The organism is Paenibacillus sepulcri (genome assembly GCF_042647105.1).
GTDB lineage: Bacteria > Bacillota > Bacilli > Paenibacillales > Paenibacillaceae > Paenibacillus_Z > Paenibacillus_Z sepulcri.
This window is the reverse complement of sequence record NZ_JBHRUP010000001.1, coordinates 2,575,139-2,592,500: the sequence shown is the minus strand read 5'-3', so window position 1 is coordinate 2,592,500 and position 17,362 is coordinate 2,575,139. Positions and strand designations below refer to the sequence as shown.

General features: G+C 47.5%; 15 protein-coding genes, 16 tRNA genes and 1 pseudogene (1 of these 32 only partly in view). 29 read left to right on the top strand and 3 right to left on the bottom strand.

From position 1 onward, the window contains the following. The 18 genes from ACFOLF_RS11575 to ACFOLF_RS11490 all read left to right on the top strand — a co-directional run. Window positions 1–45 (top strand) — tRNA-Asn (locus tag ACFOLF_RS11575); it begins 31 nt to the left of the window's first position. 3 nt (window positions 46–48) lie between these two features. Continuing rightward, a tRNA-Ser gene (locus ACFOLF_RS11570) sits at window positions 49–139 on the top strand. Between the two features lie 55 nt (window positions 140–194). After that, a tRNA-Glu gene (locus ACFOLF_RS11565) sits at window positions 195–269 on the top strand. A gap of 80 nt (window positions 270–349) precedes the next feature. Next, a tRNA-Val gene (locus ACFOLF_RS11560) sits at window positions 350–425 on the top strand. 27 nt (window positions 426–452) lie between these two features. Further along, a tRNA-Met gene (locus ACFOLF_RS11555) sits at window positions 453–529 on the top strand. A 35-nt stretch (window positions 530–564) separates the two neighbouring features. Beyond that, window positions 565–641: transfer RNA gene (locus tag ACFOLF_RS11550), tRNA-Asp, on the top strand. Between the two features lie 12 nt (window positions 642–653). Beyond that, window positions 654–729: transfer RNA gene (locus ACFOLF_RS11545), tRNA-Phe, on the top strand. Between the two features lie 20 nt (window positions 730–749). Then, window positions 750–825: transfer RNA gene (locus ACFOLF_RS11540), tRNA-Thr, on the top strand. Between the two features lie 5 nt (window positions 826–830). Continuing rightward, window positions 831–916, top strand: a tRNA-Tyr gene (locus ACFOLF_RS11535). Between the two features lie 9 nt (window positions 917–925). Continuing rightward, window positions 926–999 (top strand) — tRNA-Trp (locus ACFOLF_RS11530). A 15-nt stretch (window positions 1,000–1,014) separates the two neighbouring features. Beyond that, window positions 1,015–1,090 (top strand) — tRNA-His (locus ACFOLF_RS11525). Window positions 1,091–1,120: 30 nt separating this feature from the next. Continuing rightward, window positions 1,121–1,195, top strand: a tRNA-Gln gene (locus ACFOLF_RS11520). A gap of 7 nt (window positions 1,196–1,202) precedes the next feature. Further along, window positions 1,203–1,277, top strand: a tRNA-Gly gene (locus tag ACFOLF_RS11515). 8 nt (window positions 1,278–1,285) lie between these two features. Further along, window positions 1,286–1,359: transfer RNA gene (locus ACFOLF_RS11510), tRNA-Cys, on the top strand. Window positions 1,360–1,378: 19 nt separating this feature from the next. Then, window positions 1,379–1,455, top strand: a tRNA-Arg gene (locus ACFOLF_RS11505). Window positions 1,456–1,462: 7 nt separating this feature from the next. Continuing rightward, a tRNA-Leu gene (locus ACFOLF_RS11500) sits at window positions 1,463–1,544 on the top strand. A 975-nt stretch (window positions 1,545–2,519) separates the two neighbouring features. Next, window positions 2,520–3,332, top strand: coding sequence for an SDR family NAD(P)-dependent oxidoreductase (locus ACFOLF_RS11495; protein WP_210038108.1), 813 nt, complete (start codon window positions 2,520–2,522; stop codon window positions 3,330–3,332). Between the two features lie 127 nt (window positions 3,333–3,459). Further along, window positions 3,460–3,762: a hypothetical protein gene (locus tag ACFOLF_RS11490; RefSeq protein ID WP_210038109.1), complete on the top strand. Its 303-nt coding sequence runs from the start codon at window positions 3,460–3,462 to the stop codon at window positions 3,760–3,762. A gap of 244 nt (window positions 3,763–4,006) precedes the next feature. On the opposite strand, the gene ACFOLF_RS11485 is transcribed toward ACFOLF_RS11490, so the two are convergent. Both ACFOLF_RS11485 and ACFOLF_RS11480 read right to left on the bottom strand, forming a co-directional pair. Continuing rightward, on the bottom strand, window positions 4,007–4,426 hold the full coding sequence (locus ACFOLF_RS11485; RefSeq protein WP_379113903.1) for a TetR family transcriptional regulator C-terminal domain-containing protein: 420 nt from the start codon (window positions 4,424–4,426) through the stop codon (window positions 4,007–4,009). Window positions 4,427–4,432: 6 nt separating this feature from the next. Beyond that, a pseudogene (locus tag ACFOLF_RS11480) lies at window positions 4,433–4,552 on the bottom strand (TetR/AcrR family transcriptional regulator); the annotation flags it as partial. Window positions 4,553–4,902: 350 nt separating this feature from the next. Between ACFOLF_RS11480 and ACFOLF_RS11475 the strand changes: the two are divergent. The 11 genes from ACFOLF_RS11475 to ACFOLF_RS11425 all read left to right on the top strand — a co-directional run bounded on the left by ACFOLF_RS11475 (window position 4,903) and on the right by ACFOLF_RS11425 (window position 16,563). Continuing rightward, window positions 4,903–6,618 (top strand): sensor histidine kinase, encoded by a 1,716-nt coding sequence (locus ACFOLF_RS11475; protein ID WP_379113905.1) that lies wholly within the window; start codon window positions 4,903–4,905, stop codon window positions 6,616–6,618. Next, a complete protein-coding gene (locus ACFOLF_RS11470; protein ID WP_210038111.1) occupies window positions 6,596–8,200 on the top strand; it encodes a response regulator transcription factor in 1,605 nt (534 codons plus the stop codon). The genes ACFOLF_RS11475 and ACFOLF_RS11470 overlap by 23 nt, the downstream gene beginning before the upstream one ends. A 99-nt stretch (window positions 8,201–8,299) precedes the next feature. Continuing rightward, on the top strand, window positions 8,300–9,283 hold the full coding sequence (locus ACFOLF_RS11465; protein WP_379113907.1) for an ABC transporter permease: 984 nt from the start codon (window positions 8,300–8,302) through the stop codon (window positions 9,281–9,283). Window positions 9,284–9,302: 19 nt separating this feature from the next. Further along, a complete protein-coding gene (locus tag ACFOLF_RS11460; RefSeq protein ID WP_379113909.1) occupies window positions 9,303–10,238 on the top strand; it encodes a carbohydrate ABC transporter permease in 936 nt (311 codons plus the stop codon). Window positions 10,239–10,359: 121 nt separating this feature from the next. Continuing rightward, entirely contained in the window at window positions 10,360–11,928 is a 1,569-nt protein-coding gene (locus ACFOLF_RS11455; protein ID WP_210038113.1) for an ABC transporter substrate-binding protein, read from the top strand. A 489-nt stretch (window positions 11,929–12,417) separates the two neighbouring features. Then, window positions 12,418–12,708, top strand: coding sequence for a LiaF transmembrane domain-containing protein (locus tag ACFOLF_RS11450; RefSeq protein ID WP_210038114.1), 291 nt, complete (start codon window positions 12,418–12,420; stop codon window positions 12,706–12,708). 54 nt (window positions 12,709–12,762) lie between these two features. Beyond that, window positions 12,763–13,458, top strand: a complete 696-nt coding sequence (locus ACFOLF_RS11445) for a PspA/IM30 family protein (RefSeq protein ID WP_210038115.1) — start codon at window positions 12,763–12,765, stop codon at window positions 13,456–13,458. Next, entirely contained in the window at window positions 13,455–13,967 is a 513-nt protein-coding gene (locus tag ACFOLF_RS11440; protein WP_210038116.1) for a PspC domain-containing protein, read from the top strand. The genes ACFOLF_RS11445 and ACFOLF_RS11440 overlap by 4 nt, the downstream gene beginning before the upstream one ends. Before the next feature lie 2 nt (window positions 13,968–13,969). Further along, window positions 13,970–14,689 carry a PspA/IM30 family protein gene (locus ACFOLF_RS11435; RefSeq protein WP_210038117.1) on the top strand — a complete coding sequence of 240 codons (720 nt, stop codon included), beginning with the start codon at window positions 13,970–13,972 and terminating at the stop codon, window positions 14,687–14,689. Between the two features lie 89 nt (window positions 14,690–14,778). Further along, window positions 14,779–15,864: a sensor histidine kinase gene (locus ACFOLF_RS11430; protein ID WP_379113911.1), complete on the top strand. Its 1,086-nt coding sequence runs from the start codon at window positions 14,779–14,781 to the stop codon at window positions 15,862–15,864. 21 nt (window positions 15,865–15,885) lie between these two features. After that, window positions 15,886–16,563, top strand: coding sequence for a response regulator (locus tag ACFOLF_RS11425; protein ID WP_210038118.1), 678 nt, complete (start codon window positions 15,886–15,888; stop codon window positions 16,561–16,563). Between the two features lie 134 nt (window positions 16,564–16,697). Here ACFOLF_RS11425 and mobB read toward each other — a convergent pair whose 3' ends face one another. Further along, window positions 16,698–17,309: a molybdopterin-guanine dinucleotide biosynthesis protein B gene (gene mobB, locus ACFOLF_RS11420; protein WP_210038119.1), complete on the bottom strand. Its 612-nt coding sequence runs from the start codon at window positions 17,307–17,309 to the stop codon at window positions 16,698–16,700. Between the last annotated feature and the right edge of the window lie 53 nt (window positions 17,310–17,362).

Here is a 17,362-nt window from a genome sequence, read left to right as displayed (position 1 = left end):
CTGTTAATCGAGTTGTCACAGGTTCGAGTCCTGTTCGGGGAGCCATATGGAGAGGTGTCCGAGTGGTCGAAGGAGCACGATTGGAAATCGTGTAGGCGCTAACCGTGTCTCGAGGGTTCGAATCCCTCTCTCTCCGCCATAATCTCATCATTATTACTCAATATTACATACTGATCGATGAGAAATCTTATCATGGCCCGTTGGTCAAGCGGTTAAGACACCTCCCTTTCACGGAGGTAACAGGGGTTCGATTCCCCTACGGGTCACCAAATTATTTTTACAAAAACTTAGAATTAAGACTTGCAAAGCACACTTAATATGATGTATAGTATTAAATGTCGCGCATTATGGAGGCTTAGCTCAGCTGGGAGAGCATCTGCCTTACAAGCAGAGGGTCGGCGGTTCGATCCCGTCAGCCTCCACCATTAACTGCATAAGCAGTATTATATTGACGCGGGGTGGAGCAGCCCGGTAGCTCGTCGGGCTCATAACCCGAAGGCCGCAGGTTCAAATCCTGCCCCCGCAACCAACTTTACCTTCGGAGTCATCCGAGATCCATATTGTGGAGCTGTGGTGTAGTGGCCCAACATGCCTGCCTGTCACGCAGGAGACCGCGGGTTCGAATCCCGTCAGCTCCGCCATTTACACCAGATGGCTCGGTAGCTCAGTCGGTAGAGCAGAGGACTGAAAATCCTCGTGTCGGCGGTTCGATTCCGTCCCGAGCCACCATTCTTTAAAGAATTGAATATGCCGTTGTAGCTCAATTGGTAGAGCAACTGACTTGTAATCAGTAGGTTGGGGGTTCAAGTCCTCTCGACGGCACCACTCATGGAGGATTAGCGAAGTGGCTAAACGCGGCAGACTGTAAATCTGCTCTCTTACGAGTTCGGTGGTTCGAATCCATCATCCTCCACCAGTTTACCTTAGGGGCATAGTTTAAAGGTAGAACAGCGGTCTCCAAAACCGTTAGTGTGGGTTCAATTCCTGCTGCCCCTGCCAAAACTTAATACCGTGGCGGTCGTGGCGAAGTGGTTAACGCATCGGTTTGTGGATCCGACATTCGGGGGTTCAATTCCCCTCGTCCGCCCCATTTTTATCCAAAAAAAAGAAAAGAAAATGTTGGGGATTAGCCAAGCGGTAAGGCAACGGACTTTGACTCCGTCATTCTCAGGTTCGATCCCTGAATCCCCAGCCATTTATATGCGGAAGTGGCTCAGCGGTAGAGCATCGCCTTGCCAAGGCGAGGGTCGCGGGTTCGATTCCCGTCTTCCGCTCCATTTTTTTTGGCGCCATAGCCAAGTGGTAAGGCAGAGCTCTGCAAAAGCTCTACCCCCAGTTCGAATCTGGGTGGCGCCTCCACCATTGTTTTATAATTGATGTGCCCTTAGCTCAGCTGGATAGAGCGTTTGACTACGAATCAAAAGGTCGGGAGTTCGAATCTCTTAGGGCACGCCATGTCCATGCCGGCGTGGCGGAATGGCAGACGCGCGCGACTCAAAATCGTGAGGGAAACCGTGGAGGTTCGAGTCCTCTCGCCGGCACCATATTGAATATTACAAAGTCTAAAGGAGATTATCCTTTAGACTTTTTTTGTTGGAAATTTAGGCATGTCCATAAGAATGGAATTAACGAAGATGGATAGGTACCGGCAGACTTTATTGCAAGTTCTCACGTTTATAATAAAATAACTGATTAATTATTTCATAATGAATGCTCAACTTAATTTCGGCTAAATTATCCGATTGTTTCCTCCAGTATTTCCTTATTTTCAAACATACAATAGTCCTCCCTTCAGCTTTTTGAAATTATATCTGATGAACCCACGCACTATTATAATACTTCTTAATTAAGGCCATAAGACAAAAATGTATTGCGACTTACTGGTTGGGGAGTATTGCATACCCGGTTTCTGAAAACGTTCCCTTTACCGTAAGTATGTCAAATTAGCTGATTAATCCTTACTGGGATCAGGACAAACGTCATTCTCCTGGGATTAATTCTTTGTGTGAGCAGAGAGTTCCTTTTGGTGCATACAAATCGGTGTGTACGAGATCCTAAAGAGGCGTACTCAAAGGAATTCAAGAAGTTTATTAGTCGTACCGTGATGTAATTATTAAGTAAATGCTGAGAGAAAGGGCTGGATTAATTCGCGTTTGAGAATGCTCGATAGTGGGAGTATTCTAGAAATGTTATGGAAGACTTACTGCCAGTTGACCAACAAAATTTATTATAAATTTTACCAGCATGTGTTACAAGGAGAAGTTCCTTTGCTGCGTCAAACACTCTCGGATTTCGTTAACGATCAAGTTTTTGTATAGATTTCAAATACGTTTTGCATGAATCCGGCCAATCCATTCTTTGATAGTGGTTATTTTATTTATCTGCAGCAGATATTGACTTAACTGCTTGCAATGAATATAATAAAAAAACGAACGGTCTGTCTTTAATTGATTTTGAAATGTATATTTCTAATCAATATAAGACTGGTATCAGTAAAAAACAAAAAAGGAGAGATTTTCATGAGTAAGGTATGGTTTATTACAGGAACCTCCACAGGATTCGGTCGTGAGTTTGTGGAGCAATTGATCAATTCGGGTGATAAAATTGTCGCGACTGCACGTAATATTGATTCAATTGCTGATTTGAAGGAAAAATCACCTGAGAATGTCCATATTGCGGCACTGGATGTGACTAAAAAAGGTCAGATTCAATCTGCGGTCGCAGAGGCTTTGGAGGTTTTCGGAAAAATCGATATTGTTGTCAATAATGCGGGATATGGACTTTTCGGCATGCTTGAAGAATACACGGATGAGCAAATTAGAGATCAATTTGATGTAAATGTTTTTGGTATGATTGATGTGATTCGTGAAACACTCCCTATTTTTAAGAAGCAAAAGTCAGGGCATTATGTCAATATCTCATCCATCTTTGGAGTCTGGGCAGTCCCTGCATTCAGCATGTACGCTGCATCCAAGTTTGCAGTAGAAGGTTTTTCAAAAGCAATGGCTGACGAGCTTGCGGCATTTGGCATCAAAACAACGATTGTAGAACCAGGTGTATTCGAAACAGAATTTATGGGAAGTTCAAGAAAGCTGAGCGAGTCAAAACCGGAATACGCTCCTGTATATGAGGCATTCTACAAAGGTTATGATGCCTTGGAAAAAGGGAAGCAGGATAAAGCGGTAAAAGCAATAATCACCATGATCAACAGCGAGAAACCGCCCCTTCATTTCCCGGTCGGATCATTGGCGTCATATGGCATTCGCGATTCGTTGAGCAAAAGAATCGATGAGGTTGTGGCATGGGAAAAGGTATCGGAAATAGCGGATTGATTATTGAAACGTACTTTGAATTGAATCTTAGGATATAACATAATCGCTGAGGTATTTTGGGGAGATGTAATTTTGAAAATCAATGAAATATTCGTCACTGTTCATTTGAATAACATGGGATGATGCATTGCCTTATTATGAAAAATTAGTCGGTAAATCCTGTGAAAAACGTTGGAATGCGCCTGAAATTAATCTTGAATTCTCTGTAGTAGGCCAATTTGTTCTTGTTGCAGGTACCGATGAAGCATTATCATTTGTATCGGATATTCATAATATTCTCTATGTGGATTCGCTTAAAGACTTTCAGAATTTCTTTGCTGAAAATGGGGTATCTATTCTCCGTGGTCCAATATCCAATCCTGTAGGAACGCTCATCGTTGTTAAGCATCCGGATGGCAGTGTTCTGGAATATTTGGAGCCGTACTCTTAAAAGCAGGCTGAACTAAAAAACAGAGCCGTCTTGCCAGTAAAGAGCGATCTGAGGCGAGTGAAACGATTTTCGGATCCCGTGTATCATCAATTATAATGTCCGTTCCGTTATCATGGATGGGTACGAATTCTTTTTCTTGTACAGAAGAATTTGATGTACCCATCTTCATGAGTGGACTTGGCTTTAACCCGAAAGCTTAATGGTTGAATCATTGTCCGGAGCTGTTTGATCATTTGGCGTACGATTATTTCAAATCACAACTTATATACCGAACGAGCTGATTCTTGACCGCTGTCATTGAAGTAGAGGAAGGAAAGAGCTTTTTCATCAGAAGGCCCCCCTCAATTGCCGAGAGGATGACTAATGCGGTATCTTGTGGATTAACGTCTGGTCGAATCTCACTCTTGGTTATACCTGTGACGATAATCTCTTCAAGCCGAATCAATAATCCTTTCATAGCCTCCTGTGCATGGTGATACAGGGGAGCTGATACGGCATCCGCTTCGACAGCCGCATTGGTTATCGGACATCCGCCGGGAAAATCCAGGTTGCAGTAAAGCTCTGTAAAGGCAAGGAGCTGGTCGATCGATGTCATTTCAGATGCGATCGCTGACTCTACGCGTTCATTAACCAGGATGCAGCAGTGTTTGAACGATTCAATCATCAGGTCTTCCTTATCTCTGAAATGATTATATAATCCTCCCTTTTGCAAGCCGGTAGCATCTGTTATTTCAGCCAGAGAGGTGGATAAATAGCCGCGTTGATTAAGTAAAAGAGAAGTCTTCTCGATTACATACTGCTTTGTTTTTTCACCTTTTCGAATTTTTAGTCTCTCCCTTTAAGCCCGATTGTTTATCTTATTTTATGGGGTATAAGAGAGACGTGTCAATCACACAATAAAAGACAAACCGATCGTATTTACGGTAAAAATGAAACGATCGGGTAAAAAACTCTCCCGTAGATCCTCCGTTTTTTGACGCCCCGCACAGTTCTAACCGCGAACTCTTTATTGCTTAACCGATTCCCTCCTGATAGACTTACACTAATTAGGAGCTAAGGGGATGGGCCACGCTGAGACGCTCTGTAAAGACCCAATTAATTATCAGCTTTTTTGCGGTTATGCTGCCGGTTGTCGCCTTTTTGGTCATCAATAATTGGTATGCCAAAAACATCGTCCGTGACAAGGTATCGGAAACGTATCAGAATACCCTCAATATTTTCGTCAGCCAAACCGATCGAAGCCTGCTAGAGGTAGACGATTATTTGAAGAAGCTCGCCGTATTGGATTCCGATGCCGGTCTGCTTATGTCCTTTCCCTATGGAAGCGATAATTACGTACTGACGAAGATCAGAATTTTAAATAAGCTTAACCGGGATATCGGATTTTACAAACCGATTGACACTGTCTTTCTATTTCATGAAAGCGATATCATTTTTAGCACTTCCGGACCTTACACGAGCACACAGCAGGTTTTAAAAAATAATACCGCACGCATTGTTGCCATGCAGAAGCCTGGGGAGGTCAGCCAGTGGATGCTTTGGGAGGACGATCTGGTGCCAGGGCGTGATTTTCTCGTCAAAGTGTTCCAGGTTACTGATGGCCTGTATGTAGGGGCTATTATCAATATTGCCGATTTGCTGGATTTGTTGTCGATTCAATGGGATCACGGGGACATCGGGGAGAGTGCCATTTACCGCCGCAATGGCACTCAATTGGCCAAATCGCTGGCAAACCCGAACCCTAAGGTCCCGCTCAACGATATGATGCTGCTGAGCAAGCCTTATCAGATTATTAAAAATAAAGTTGACGGCCAGAAATATATGGTTATAGAACGATCCAGTAAAGTCGCCGATATGACGATCAGCATCATTATACCGGAGAGCTATATGCTGCAGGGACTGCCTTATTTTCAGAAGGCTGCTTATATAATGGCGTTCGGTTTCATCCTGGTGTTAGTTTTGTATCTGCTATTTATCCGGCAAATGATTTTTAATCCGCTCCATCAGCTCATCAAGGGAATGAAAAAGCTGTCGCTTGGTATTCTTGACGTCCGCCTGCACACGAATGAAACGATAGAATTTGTATTTCTGGCCAATACCTTCAATAATATGGCGCAGCAGATCAAGCTGCTGAAGATTGGAATGTATGAAGAACAAATCCGGGCGCAGCGAATGGAACTGAAGCAGCTGCAGGCCCAAATCAATCCCCATTTCTATATGAACAGCCTGAATATAATTTATAATTTCGCCGCGTTGAAGGATTATGACTCGGTGAAGAAGATGTCGCTCCATCTGGCGGATTATTTCCGCTTCATAATGAGGATAAATCAGGATTCTATTCGTCTGGAGGAAGAGCTGAAGCATATTGAGAGCTATATCGAAATTCAAAAGTTTCGGTTTCCGAACAAGCTCTACTGCAGTTACGATATTCCGGAACGCCTGAAATCGGTCACTCTGCCGGCATTATCCCTCCAGCCTTTTGTAGAAAATGCCATTATCCATGGCTTTGTCAACCGGAAGGAGCCATTCTTCATTCAATTGACAGGCTGCATCGTATTTGATGGGGGGAATCGATTCGTGTCGATTGTAGTCGAGGATAACGGCGTTGGTTTCCCCGATGATGTGTTGGAGCAGCTTAACGGCGATGGAGTACTTCCCCAGGCGGAAACAAGCAGGCTCGGCATTCTCAATGTCATCCAGCGGCTCAAGCTGCGCTATCATGGCGAAGCGGATATTGCATTTGACAATATGTCGGCGAGCGGAGGGGCTGCCGTACGAATCAGGCTGCCCCTTCAGGCTATGGATTCAGAAGCAGAGCACGAGGAGGATGACGATGTTCAATCTGTTGGTCGTTGACGATGAGGAAATTGCCATTCGGGGGATTGTGGAGGGGATTGACTGGTCGGCTCTTCCCATCCTGAATATTTATAAGGCCTACGATGCGGAAGAAGCACGGCAGATATTCGCCAAATATCCGATTCATGTTCTGATTTCGGACATTGATATGCCTAATGAGAACGGAATTGACCTGCTCACCTGGGTCAATGAGCATTCACCGGATACGGCGACTCTTTTCCTAACTGGACATGCCGATTTCCTGTACGCCCAGCAGGCGATTCAGCTGAGCAGTTTTAACTATTTGCTCAAGCCTATAGATCATGAGCTATTGAGGGATAGTGTGGGTAAAGCAATAGAGAGTGTCCGCGAACAGGCTCAGAAGGAATCCCTTCATAAAACGTATGAGGTTTATTATGAGCAGTGGAACAGACAGCTTCCTTTTCTGATTGAGCGTCTCTGGCAGGATGTGCTGAGTATGCGGATCCCCGCCACTGCCGGCAAGCTCGAGCCCTTGTTCGCTCTTTACAGGTTGAAGCTGGATATGAGCAAGAGGATTCAGCCCATGCTGATCAGTGTGGAAGAATGGAAACAGGAATGGAATGCGCAGGATGAGGAGATTATGGCTTATGCATTGAAGAATGCAGCAGCCGAGATTTTGCTGAAGGACTGGTGCGGGCATGTCATCAGCGATCGGAACGGTTTGATTTTTGTGCTGCTGTATGCCCCGGATGAAAGCCATACTGCTGAGCTGAACGCCCGAAGTGAGGAATATATTCAAAAATGCAGCAAATATTTGTATGGGGTGGTGTCCTGCTATATCGGGGAACCGGTGATGATTGGTGATTTGCGCTTCGGCACACAGCTTTTATTGGAGATGGAAAGATGCAATGTTGGTCAGACAGGCCGTGTATTACGTCTGGAGGCGTTTACCAAGCCCAAAAGCTTAACGGTACCGGTGCCAAGCTTCCAGGATTGGGCGGTATTGATTGAGCAGGGCAAAAAGCAGGACGTCAGGCTAAGGGTTATCGAGCTGTTTGAGTGTCTGAGGAATGAGCAGGTGGATCATAATTACATGGTCAATTACTATTACAGTCTCGTAACGATGGTGTTTCAGCTGCTGCAGAAGAAGCAGCTGGCACCTTCGGATGTGTATCCCCATGGGGATTGGAAAGATGGCGAGCCGGCCATGAAGACGCTGGTCACCATGAAAGCATGGAGCTTGCAATTCATCGATGAAGCTGCGGATTATTTATTCACTCAGGGAAAAGAGGTATCGAACACTATTGTGAAGGTTCAGCAGTTCATCGAATTTAATCTGGATAAGGATCTAAACAGGGAAATGATTGCCAGGCATGTATATCTGAACCCCGCTTATCTGTCGAGATTGTTTCGGAAGGAAACCAGTCAATCCCTGACGGATTACATGGTTGAATTGCGTTTATCCAAAGCGAAGTCTGAGCTGAAACAAACCAATCATAAAATCAGCGATATTGCGATGTCAGTCGGTTACTGCAATTTTTCGCATTTTTCCAAACTGTTCAAGAAAACAACCGGACTCACACCGCAGGAATACCGCAAGAAATATCAGGATGTGCAGTAAGAGGTCACCACAGCGTTAATCAAGTCACGATGCCGATAGAGCGCGGCATCGTTTTTTATTATGATGGAATTATCAAGAAAGAGAAGGAGGATGAAGACGGTGGAAGGTGCAGCAACCCCGGAGGTAATTGATAACGCTTACAGTTCGGGACGTGTGACAGTCCGGAAATTCACTCTGTTTCGAACGATCAGAAAGTTCTGGATGTTTTATCTGATGATGCTGCCGGCAATTGTTCTTCTCGTACTGAATAATTACATTCCCATGTTCGGCATTATTATCGCATTCAAGACGGTTAATTATACCGACGGGATCCTGAACAGTCCTTGGTCGGGACTGACCAATTTTCAATATTTGTTCAAAACCTCGGATGCCTGGATCATTACACGCAATACGCTTCTCTATAATTCCCTGTTTATTGTGCTGAACCTGATTTTTCCGGTTGCTTTCGCCATTATGCTGAACGAAATGAAGAACCGGTTCTTCTCCAAGGTGCATCAAACCATTATGTTTCTGCCTTACTTTCTTTCTTACATTATAATTGCATACCTGGTATTCGGATTTATGAGCGATGAGCATGGCTATTTAAACGGGACACTGCTGCCGGCGCTTGGTCTTGATCCCATACGGTGGTATTTCACCAAAGAGGTATGGCCTTTCATTCTGCCGCTCGTCAATCTGTGGAAAGGGATAGGCTATTATACCGTCATCTATATGGCCGCCATTATCGGCATTGACGATGAATACTATGAAGCCGCTACGATTGACGGAGCAGGCAAGTGGCAGCAGATGACAGGCATTACGATTCCGCTCATTATGCCGATTCTCACAATTATGACGCTGCTTCAGGTCGGGAGGATCTTCAATGCGGACTTTGGATTGTTCTTCCAGGTGACAAGAGATTCGGGCGTGCTTTTCCCGGTTACCAATGTTATCGATACCTATGTATACCGGACTTTCCTCACGGTTGGCGACATTGGGCTCTCTTCTGCGGCGGGACTGCTGCAGTCGGTTGTAGGGTTTGTGCTGGTCTTTCTGGCCAACTGGATCGTCCGCAGGTTTAATAGCGACAATGCTTTATTCTAGTCTCCAAGGAGTGAAATGAATGGAAGCTGTAAAAGCAAACCTCCCGTCCATGTCCAATCCGCAAAATAGACTGCCGGCTGCGGCATCATGGGGAATTAATCTGTTCTTCGTTATTTATTCATTCCTATGTATTATTCCGCTGCTTCTGATCATCTCGGTGTCCTTCTCCAATGAGCAGTCCGTTGTTCGTGAAGGCTATAAATTCATCCCGGAGCAATTTGATATGAGCGCCTATAAGTTCCTTATGCGGGATATTCATCAAATTGTTCATTCTTACGGGATTACGATCTCGGTCACCGTGATCGGAACGATATTGAGCATGCTCATTATCGCTTTATATGCATACCCCATCTCCAGAACGAATTTCCCCCATGCCAAATTTTTCACCTTCTTTGTATTCTTCACGATGCTCTTCTCCGGCGGGCTGGTTCCGTGGTATCTGGTGTATGTGCAAATGCTGGATTTGAAGGATACATTATGGTCGTTAATCATGCCGCTTATCGTATCCGCTTTTTTCGTGCTTATTGTCAGGACTTTCTTTCAGACCACCATTCCTGCTGCCGTTCTGGAATCCGCCAAGATCGACGGGGCGGGCGAGATGAGGATCTTCATTCAAATTGTGATGCCGTTATCACTGCCGGTGCTTGCCACGGTCGCCCTGTTTCAAACGCTGAACTATTGGAATGACTGGTTTCTTAGCCTGGTGTTCATCACCAATAATGAGAATATCTCGGTGCAGTATTTGTTATATAAAATGATGGCTAATATCCAGTATCTGGCGAGCAATCCTACAGCTGCTGCAGAGATTGCCAAGGCAGGCGGCATGATGAATTTTCCGAGTGAGACGGTACGCATGGCAATGGCGATCATCGGGGTAGGGCCGATTGTGCTGGCTTATCCGTTTTTCCAGAAATATTTTATTAAAGGACTGACGGTTGGAGCGGTAAAAGGGTGAATGCGCTTCAAATGAATCCGGAGCGACTCGGCTATTTATTGATAAGAGCAATTAATCCATTCAGCTGCAACCGGCGGTGCCGGATTAGCCTATAAAAAAGTTCAAGGAGGTATATCCGCTCATGAAACAGACGAAAAGTAAAATATCGTTGACAGGTATATTGATTTTAGCCATCATTCTGATACTCACAGCGTGCGGGGGAGCAAGCAATAATGGGGGTAACGATAACAGCGGAGGAAATAAGCCGGCAAATGAAACCATAAGCAGTAATAATGCAGCAGGCAAAGAAGATAACGCAGCGGCCCCTGCATCGGATTTGGAGCCCTATGAGCTGAAGGTGGTTTATGAAGGACCGCCTCAGCCGGATGAGAAGAAAGTGGAAGAGGCCATGAATAAGCTGCTGAAGGTCAAAATCAATGCGACAATCGATCTGATGCCGATTGATTGGGGGGCATGGGACGATAAAATGAACCTGATGATCGCTTCCCGCGAGCCGGTGGATGTACTATTCACTGCAGCATGGAACGGATACGCCAAGAATGTGGCCAAGGGCGCCTACCTGGCAGCGGATGATCTGCTGCAGGAATATGGCAAGGGTATCTTGGAATCGTTAGACCCGGCATTTCTGGAGGGCTCCAAAATCAAAGGGAAGAATTACGGGATTCCAACGAACAAGGAGCTTGCCGCGGCAGGCGGGATTGTATACCGCAAGGATATCGCGGATGAACTGGGGCTGAATATGAGTGCGGTAAAAACAGCTGAAGATCTGGATGCGATTTATAAAGTGGTCAAAGAAAAGAAGCCGGATATGATTCCGCTGTATACGACCGGCGGCCTGTTCACTTCCCATTTTTTCGCCGAAACCGATTTCCTCGGTGACAGTACGATCCCAGGGGCGATCATTAAGAGCTCGGATGATGCCACAGTACGGATGGAACAGGAGCTGGACATCTACAAACGTTATTTGAAGGTGGCCCGCGATTTCTATGTAAAGGGTTATGTGAACAGCGATGCCGCGACAACACAGCTCGCCAGTGGAGACGCCTATAAAGCCGGCAATGTATTCTCTACCGTTGAACCGATAAAGCCGGGCAAAGCGGCGGAAATAGCCAATGCGGCCGGACTGTCCGGCAAATTGGATCAAATCACCCTGACGGGCAAAACGGTGTCCACGGACGAAACGGCGGGCTCGATGCTGGCCATTTCCTCGACCTCCAAGGACCCGGCGCGCGCGATGATGTTTATTAATCTGCTGCACACAGATAAGGAGCTCGTCAATCTGATCAACTTTGGCATCGAAGGAGATCATTATACGCGCAATGGCGAAATTATTACGTCCTCTGCCAATTCCCAGCAGTATGCGCCTGGCGTAGCCTGGGAGCTTGGAAACCAGTTCCTGAACTATGTGTGGGATTCGGAGGACCCGGACAAATGGGAAAAATTCCGTGAGTTTAATAGGAATGCCAAATCGTCGCCTGCTCTTGGATTTGTATTCGACAGCGCGGAGGTGAAGTCCGAGGTAGGCGCTATCGCAAACGTCGATAAGCAGTATAAGAAAGCGTTGGAAACCGGATCCGTTGACATTGACAAGGTAATGCCGGAATATATGGCCGCATTGAAAGCGGCAGGTGTTGATAAAATCATCATAGCCAAGCAGGAGCAGTTCGATGCCTTCCTGGCTGGGAAATAGTAATTCATGCGAGCCGATCATGCCCTTCCTGAAATACGAGCGAGAAATACGAGCGAGAAAAGGCTTTCTGGGAATAACTGTTTGGTCCAGCTATCCAGCCCGTGTCCCTTTGAGACACGGGTTTTTACTGATTATCAAATGTTAAGAGCATATCAGTTATAATGTATATGCCATCATTACCGCACCGACCATCAATTGCAGCAATTGCCGGCAAACGACTTTTGTTTACTTTCCATTTAAGAAGCTCGGCTTATGCATGAAAACCCAGATTTAAAGGCTGTTTAGTTGAAAAGTGAGCCGTTTTCGGTCCGCGGGTGGGGCGTATCCCCGACTGAGGTCTAGGAACAAAAACCGTCGCGGGTCCGTTTTGAAACCCCTGAAAATAACCTACAATGAGTACATAAGCAAAGCGGTGAAACAAATTCAAGCGCAGCGAGGTATCAACGAATACAAAAATATAAAAAAGGTCGAAAGGCGGTGACACAAACAATGAACGGAAAATCGGCGCTTGGTGTTATACTCGTTATTGTTGGCGGTCTGGTGGCAATGAATTTTTTCGGTATTCATCTCGGAGGAATTATCGGATTCCTGATGCCATTCATACTGATCGGGTTGGGCGTTGTCGGTTTGAAGAACGACAGCAAGGTGATCGGCGGCATTCTGATTGTAGTTGGAGCATTCATGCTGCTTGGCAAAATGATGGGCCTGATTACGCTTTTGCTGGCGATCGGCTTGATCGTATGGGGCGTATCCATTTTCAAACGTGAGAAACGTGTTTAAATACATGCGCTGTCAGCAAGGAAGCAAGAACAACGGGACTAAGGAGGTATACCGATGAGTATTATTCGCAGGGTTCGTGACTTGACAGTCGCGACATTAAATGAGCGGCTGGAGAAAGCGGAAGATCCGGTCAAGCTGATCGATCAATTTCTATGGTCGACGCGTGAAGAGATCATCCAGGCCGAGCGGCTGTATCAACAATATATGGGGCACGGGAACCACCTGAAAAACCAATGGCTGCAAGCCGAGCAAATGAAGGAAAAACGGGAGCAGCAAGCGATTATCGCTCTGAAGGCCGGCGAAGAACAGGTAGCGCGCATTGCGCTGCAGGATAAAGCGGGAAGCGAAGAACGCGCCCTGCAGTATCGCGAATTGTATGAACAGACTCTTAACAACATTCAGGACCTTGAGCAGCAGCTGCGTGAGCTGCGCAGCGAGTATCAGGCTGTCTACGATAAACGTGAGTATTACGCCGCAAGGATGGAGTCGCTTCGACTGCAGCAGCGGATGAATGCCCGCTATGCCGGAGGCCCTACAGCAGCCGCTCCCGGGCAGCAGCCATCAGGCATGTTCCGCAGGCTGGAGGACCGCATCACCGATATGGAGCTGGAAGCTAAAAGCCTGCGTGAAATACGCCGGGCCGGGGCAGAATTTCTCTCTGAAGCGGGCTCTACGATCCAGTCGGCCATCGAGCGGGAAATGGAACAGCTGAAACGCAAATTACAGCAGGAAGGATGGAAATCGTCATGAAGAAACTGTATCGGTCGCGACGGGACAAGAAGCTCTTCGGATTATGCGGCGGCATCGCCGAGATGCTCAATGTTGATGCGACACTGCTGCGGATTCTTCTGATTGTCCTGACTGTGTTTACAAGCGGCGCTTTAATTGTTGTTTATATATTAGCCGGTCTGGTCGTTCCCAAGGAGCCTATCCCCTATAATGGATTTGGCCCAGGCGGATTCGGTCCCGGTCCAGGCGGTTATGGCAGCGGGAACTACAATAACGGTGGCTGGAATAATGGTGGAGGCTACTACTCCAATCCAGGCCAAGGCCCGGGATATAACGGTTCTTATACGAATACAAACCCGAACCCGAACATACCTCCATCCGGTCCCCAACGCGGTTCTGCCAACTGGCAGCAGGGGCAGCCTGCATCCAATCTGGATGCGATGATGGAAGAGCTGGAAATCAAGGCGCTGCGCCGTGAAATTGACGAACTGAAAGCCAAACTAGCCAAGCAAGAGAAGGGAGAGTTTTAAAAATGAGTATATTTAAACGTATGAAAGATATGACGAAGGCATCGATGCATGAGCTTTTGGATAAAATGGAGGATCCGGTGGTGATGCTGAATCAGTATCTGCGGGATATGGAGGCCGAGATTCATCAGGCAGAGCTGACCGTCGCCAAGCAAATGGCCAACGAGCGCCGCATGAAACAGCGCCTGGACGAAGCAGTCCGCAGCGCGGCAGACCGGGAGGCAAAAGCTGAAACGGCCATTCGCGCCGAACAGGAAGAGCTTGCACGCAAGCTGCTGGAAGAGAAAATTTTCTTCGATCAAAAAGTAACGGAATATGGTGAAATGCATGCCGGGGCAAAAGCGCAGGCAGAAGAGCTCATGCAGCAGCTGCACGGCATGAAGGATGAGTTCTACCAGCTTCGCAACAAACGCAATGAACTGGCGGCCCGCGCTCAAATGGCGAAAGCCAAGAAGCAAATGGCGCAGGTAACAACCGTTCATTCCATCGAAAGCGGTAATGCATCGCGCGGCTTTGGCCGGATGGAAGAGAAAATTATGCAGCTGGAAGCGGAAGCCGATGTAATGCGCGTTCCATTCAGCACGCACGGCAGCAGCACTTCTGCCGGGATCGTGGATCCTTCGAAACAATTGAAGGTGGAAGAGCAGCTGCAGGCGCTTAAAAACAAGCTGAACCCTTCTTCATCCTCGCCATCGCTTGAGAAAGCAAGTGTTACAGAAGAATAAGCATAAACAAACCTGCAGTCGGGGCTTCAAAAAGAAGCGCCGGCTGTGGCTTGTCTTTATGCTCTTTACATAGAGAGGAGCAACCTTTAATGGCTGACAAGTCGCCTGCGGATTTGCCGCCGGATGGCCATTCACGTAAACCGGAAAGCGCGAATACGGAAGGGCAGCGTCAAGCTCCATCCATGCTGCGCAATGATGGCGGAATTCCTCAGGGAGTCCGGGATCAGGGTAAACGGGGAAATGCCGCCGAGACAGTCATATGGCTGCTCGTCATTCTTGGATTGATTGTACTGGTCATGCAGGGAACGAACTATGTGCAGCTGTTCGCTCTGCAAACGAAGGCGGCCGCTATCGGTCTTTCCGTGATTGGGGTTGGACTTGCTGCTGCTGCGGTTTACAGCTATCTGCAGGGAATTAAACTGCGGGCCGCTATCAAACGGTTAACCGATCAGCAGCGGCGGAAGAAGCAGCGTGTGACGCTTCCTTCCGTAGATCATGAAGCGGGAACTGTGGATGAAATGACCAAGGATCAGGAAGTATGGACCGAGCAGGTCCGCTTCTCGGCTGTTATTCAGGAGCGGGAACGGCTTGCGCGGGAGCTTCATGATGCGGTCAGCCAGCAGTTATTCGCGATTTCGATGACGGCAACGGCGGTCAGCCGTACCTTGGAGAAGGATTGGGAGCGGGCGAAACGCCAGGTGCAGCTGATTGAAGAAATGGCATCTGTCGCCCAATCCGAGATGAGAGCGCTGCTGCTTCATCTTCGGCCCATTCATCTGGACGGCAAGAACCTGGGGCAGGCTTTATACAGTCTGGTCGAGGAGTTGAAACAGAAGGTGCCGATGCACATTACGCTGGAAGTGGATGATTCGATTATGCTCGACTCAGAGGCGGAGGATCATCTGTTCCGGATCGCTCAAGAGGCATTATCCAATACGCTTCGACATTCCAAGGCAGAGCAGGTTCTGATTCGGCTGAAGGGTTATGGAAATGATGTGCAGCTCACCTTTCAGGACAATGGGGTCGGATTTGATCTGGAAGCGAAGAAACAAACCTCGTACGGGCTGCTGACGATGGAAGAGCGCGTCAATGTGCTCGGGGGTTCCATACGTCTGACTTCTGCACCCGGACAAGGCGTGCATATTGACATTAAGGTTCCGGTTACGGTTCAATGAAGAGAGGGGAATCGCACCTTGATGGAGGCGACGAATTCAGTGGATATATTGGAACAACCGATTAAAGTGCTGCTTGTTGACGATCACGAGATGGTGAGAATTGGGTTGGCTGCTGTGCTTAATACCGAGGACGGCATCGAAGTTGTGGGTGAAGCGAGCAACGGCATGGAAGGCATCCGTCTGGCCCAGGCCTATAAGCCGGATGTTGTTCTGATGGATCTGGTTATGGAAGGGATGGACGGGGTCGAGACGACACGCAAGCTGCTGGAGCTGTATCCCGACTGTAAAGTCATTGTATTAACCAGCTATCTGGACGACAGCAAAATGTATCCGGTTATAGAGGCAGGGGCCTTCAGCTACCTGCTCAAAACCTCGCGCGCAAACGAAATCGCCGATGCGATCCGCGCTGCCGCAAGAGGGCAGTCAGTGCTGGAGCAGCAGGTTGCCGCGAAGATGATGAACCGTTTTCGCCAGCCCAAGGCAGACTCGGTGCGCCCTGCGCATGAGCAGCTGACCGAGCGGGAAATGGACGTATTGAAATGCGTAGCCAGAGGACAGTCCAACCAGGAGATTGCCGAAACGCTGTTTATCGGCATCAAGACCGTCAAATTTCATGTGACGAATATTTTTGCCAAGCTGGGTGTGGATGATCGTACGCAAGCCGCGATTTATGCGCATAAGCAGGGGTTGGCGGATTAATTTAATTATGGACTGTGCCGCATTGAAGCTGTGACCGCATGAGAGGAAAAACATGGAAGCCGTTCCCGTTTAGTTGGGGAAGCGGCTTTTATCCATTCTCAAGGATATCGCCCCATCCCCGTATTCACTCACTCTCACTCACGATGCTTCATCAATTGAGCATGAATCCATTGAAATATACCGGTTAAATCCTCCAGCTGGAACAACTTCCGGTCTTCTTCCAGAGAGAATGACGCGGCGGCGGAAACATGATCGGTAATCGGTTGCGGAGTATCCGACGGTACAACGCAATTCGCAGCTGGTATGCAAAATGACGGCCAAACTGCGACCGCCGCTACGGCATGAAGCGTAAGCAGAAGCTTTATATCCTCCGGTTCTTTCAGCAGAACAAGCTTGGGATATAGCTCGTGCTTGAAGCCTTCGACAAAAACGATATCCATATCGGCCATCTGCGCCAAAAGCCCATGAAGCGGCTCCGGGCTGTTTCTCATGATGGCGCTGCGCTCGGGCGAGCTGATAGCTGTGACATCCGCACCGGCTTGCTGGTGCTTCCACGTATCCGTGCCCGGCGTGTCAATCGTGAAATGATGGGCATCATGCTTGACGGTGCCGACTTTGAAGCCAAGCCCCTTGAAGCGCCGGATCATTTCCGCGGTTAATGTAGTTTTGCCGCTGTTCTTGAAGCCGACAATTTGCAAAACAAAGACCGAAGTGGTCCGGGAAGGATTCGAATTAGAAGTTGTCATACCATTACTTTATCATAATATTGCGAATGCGGGGACAGCCCTTTTTCTGCTCC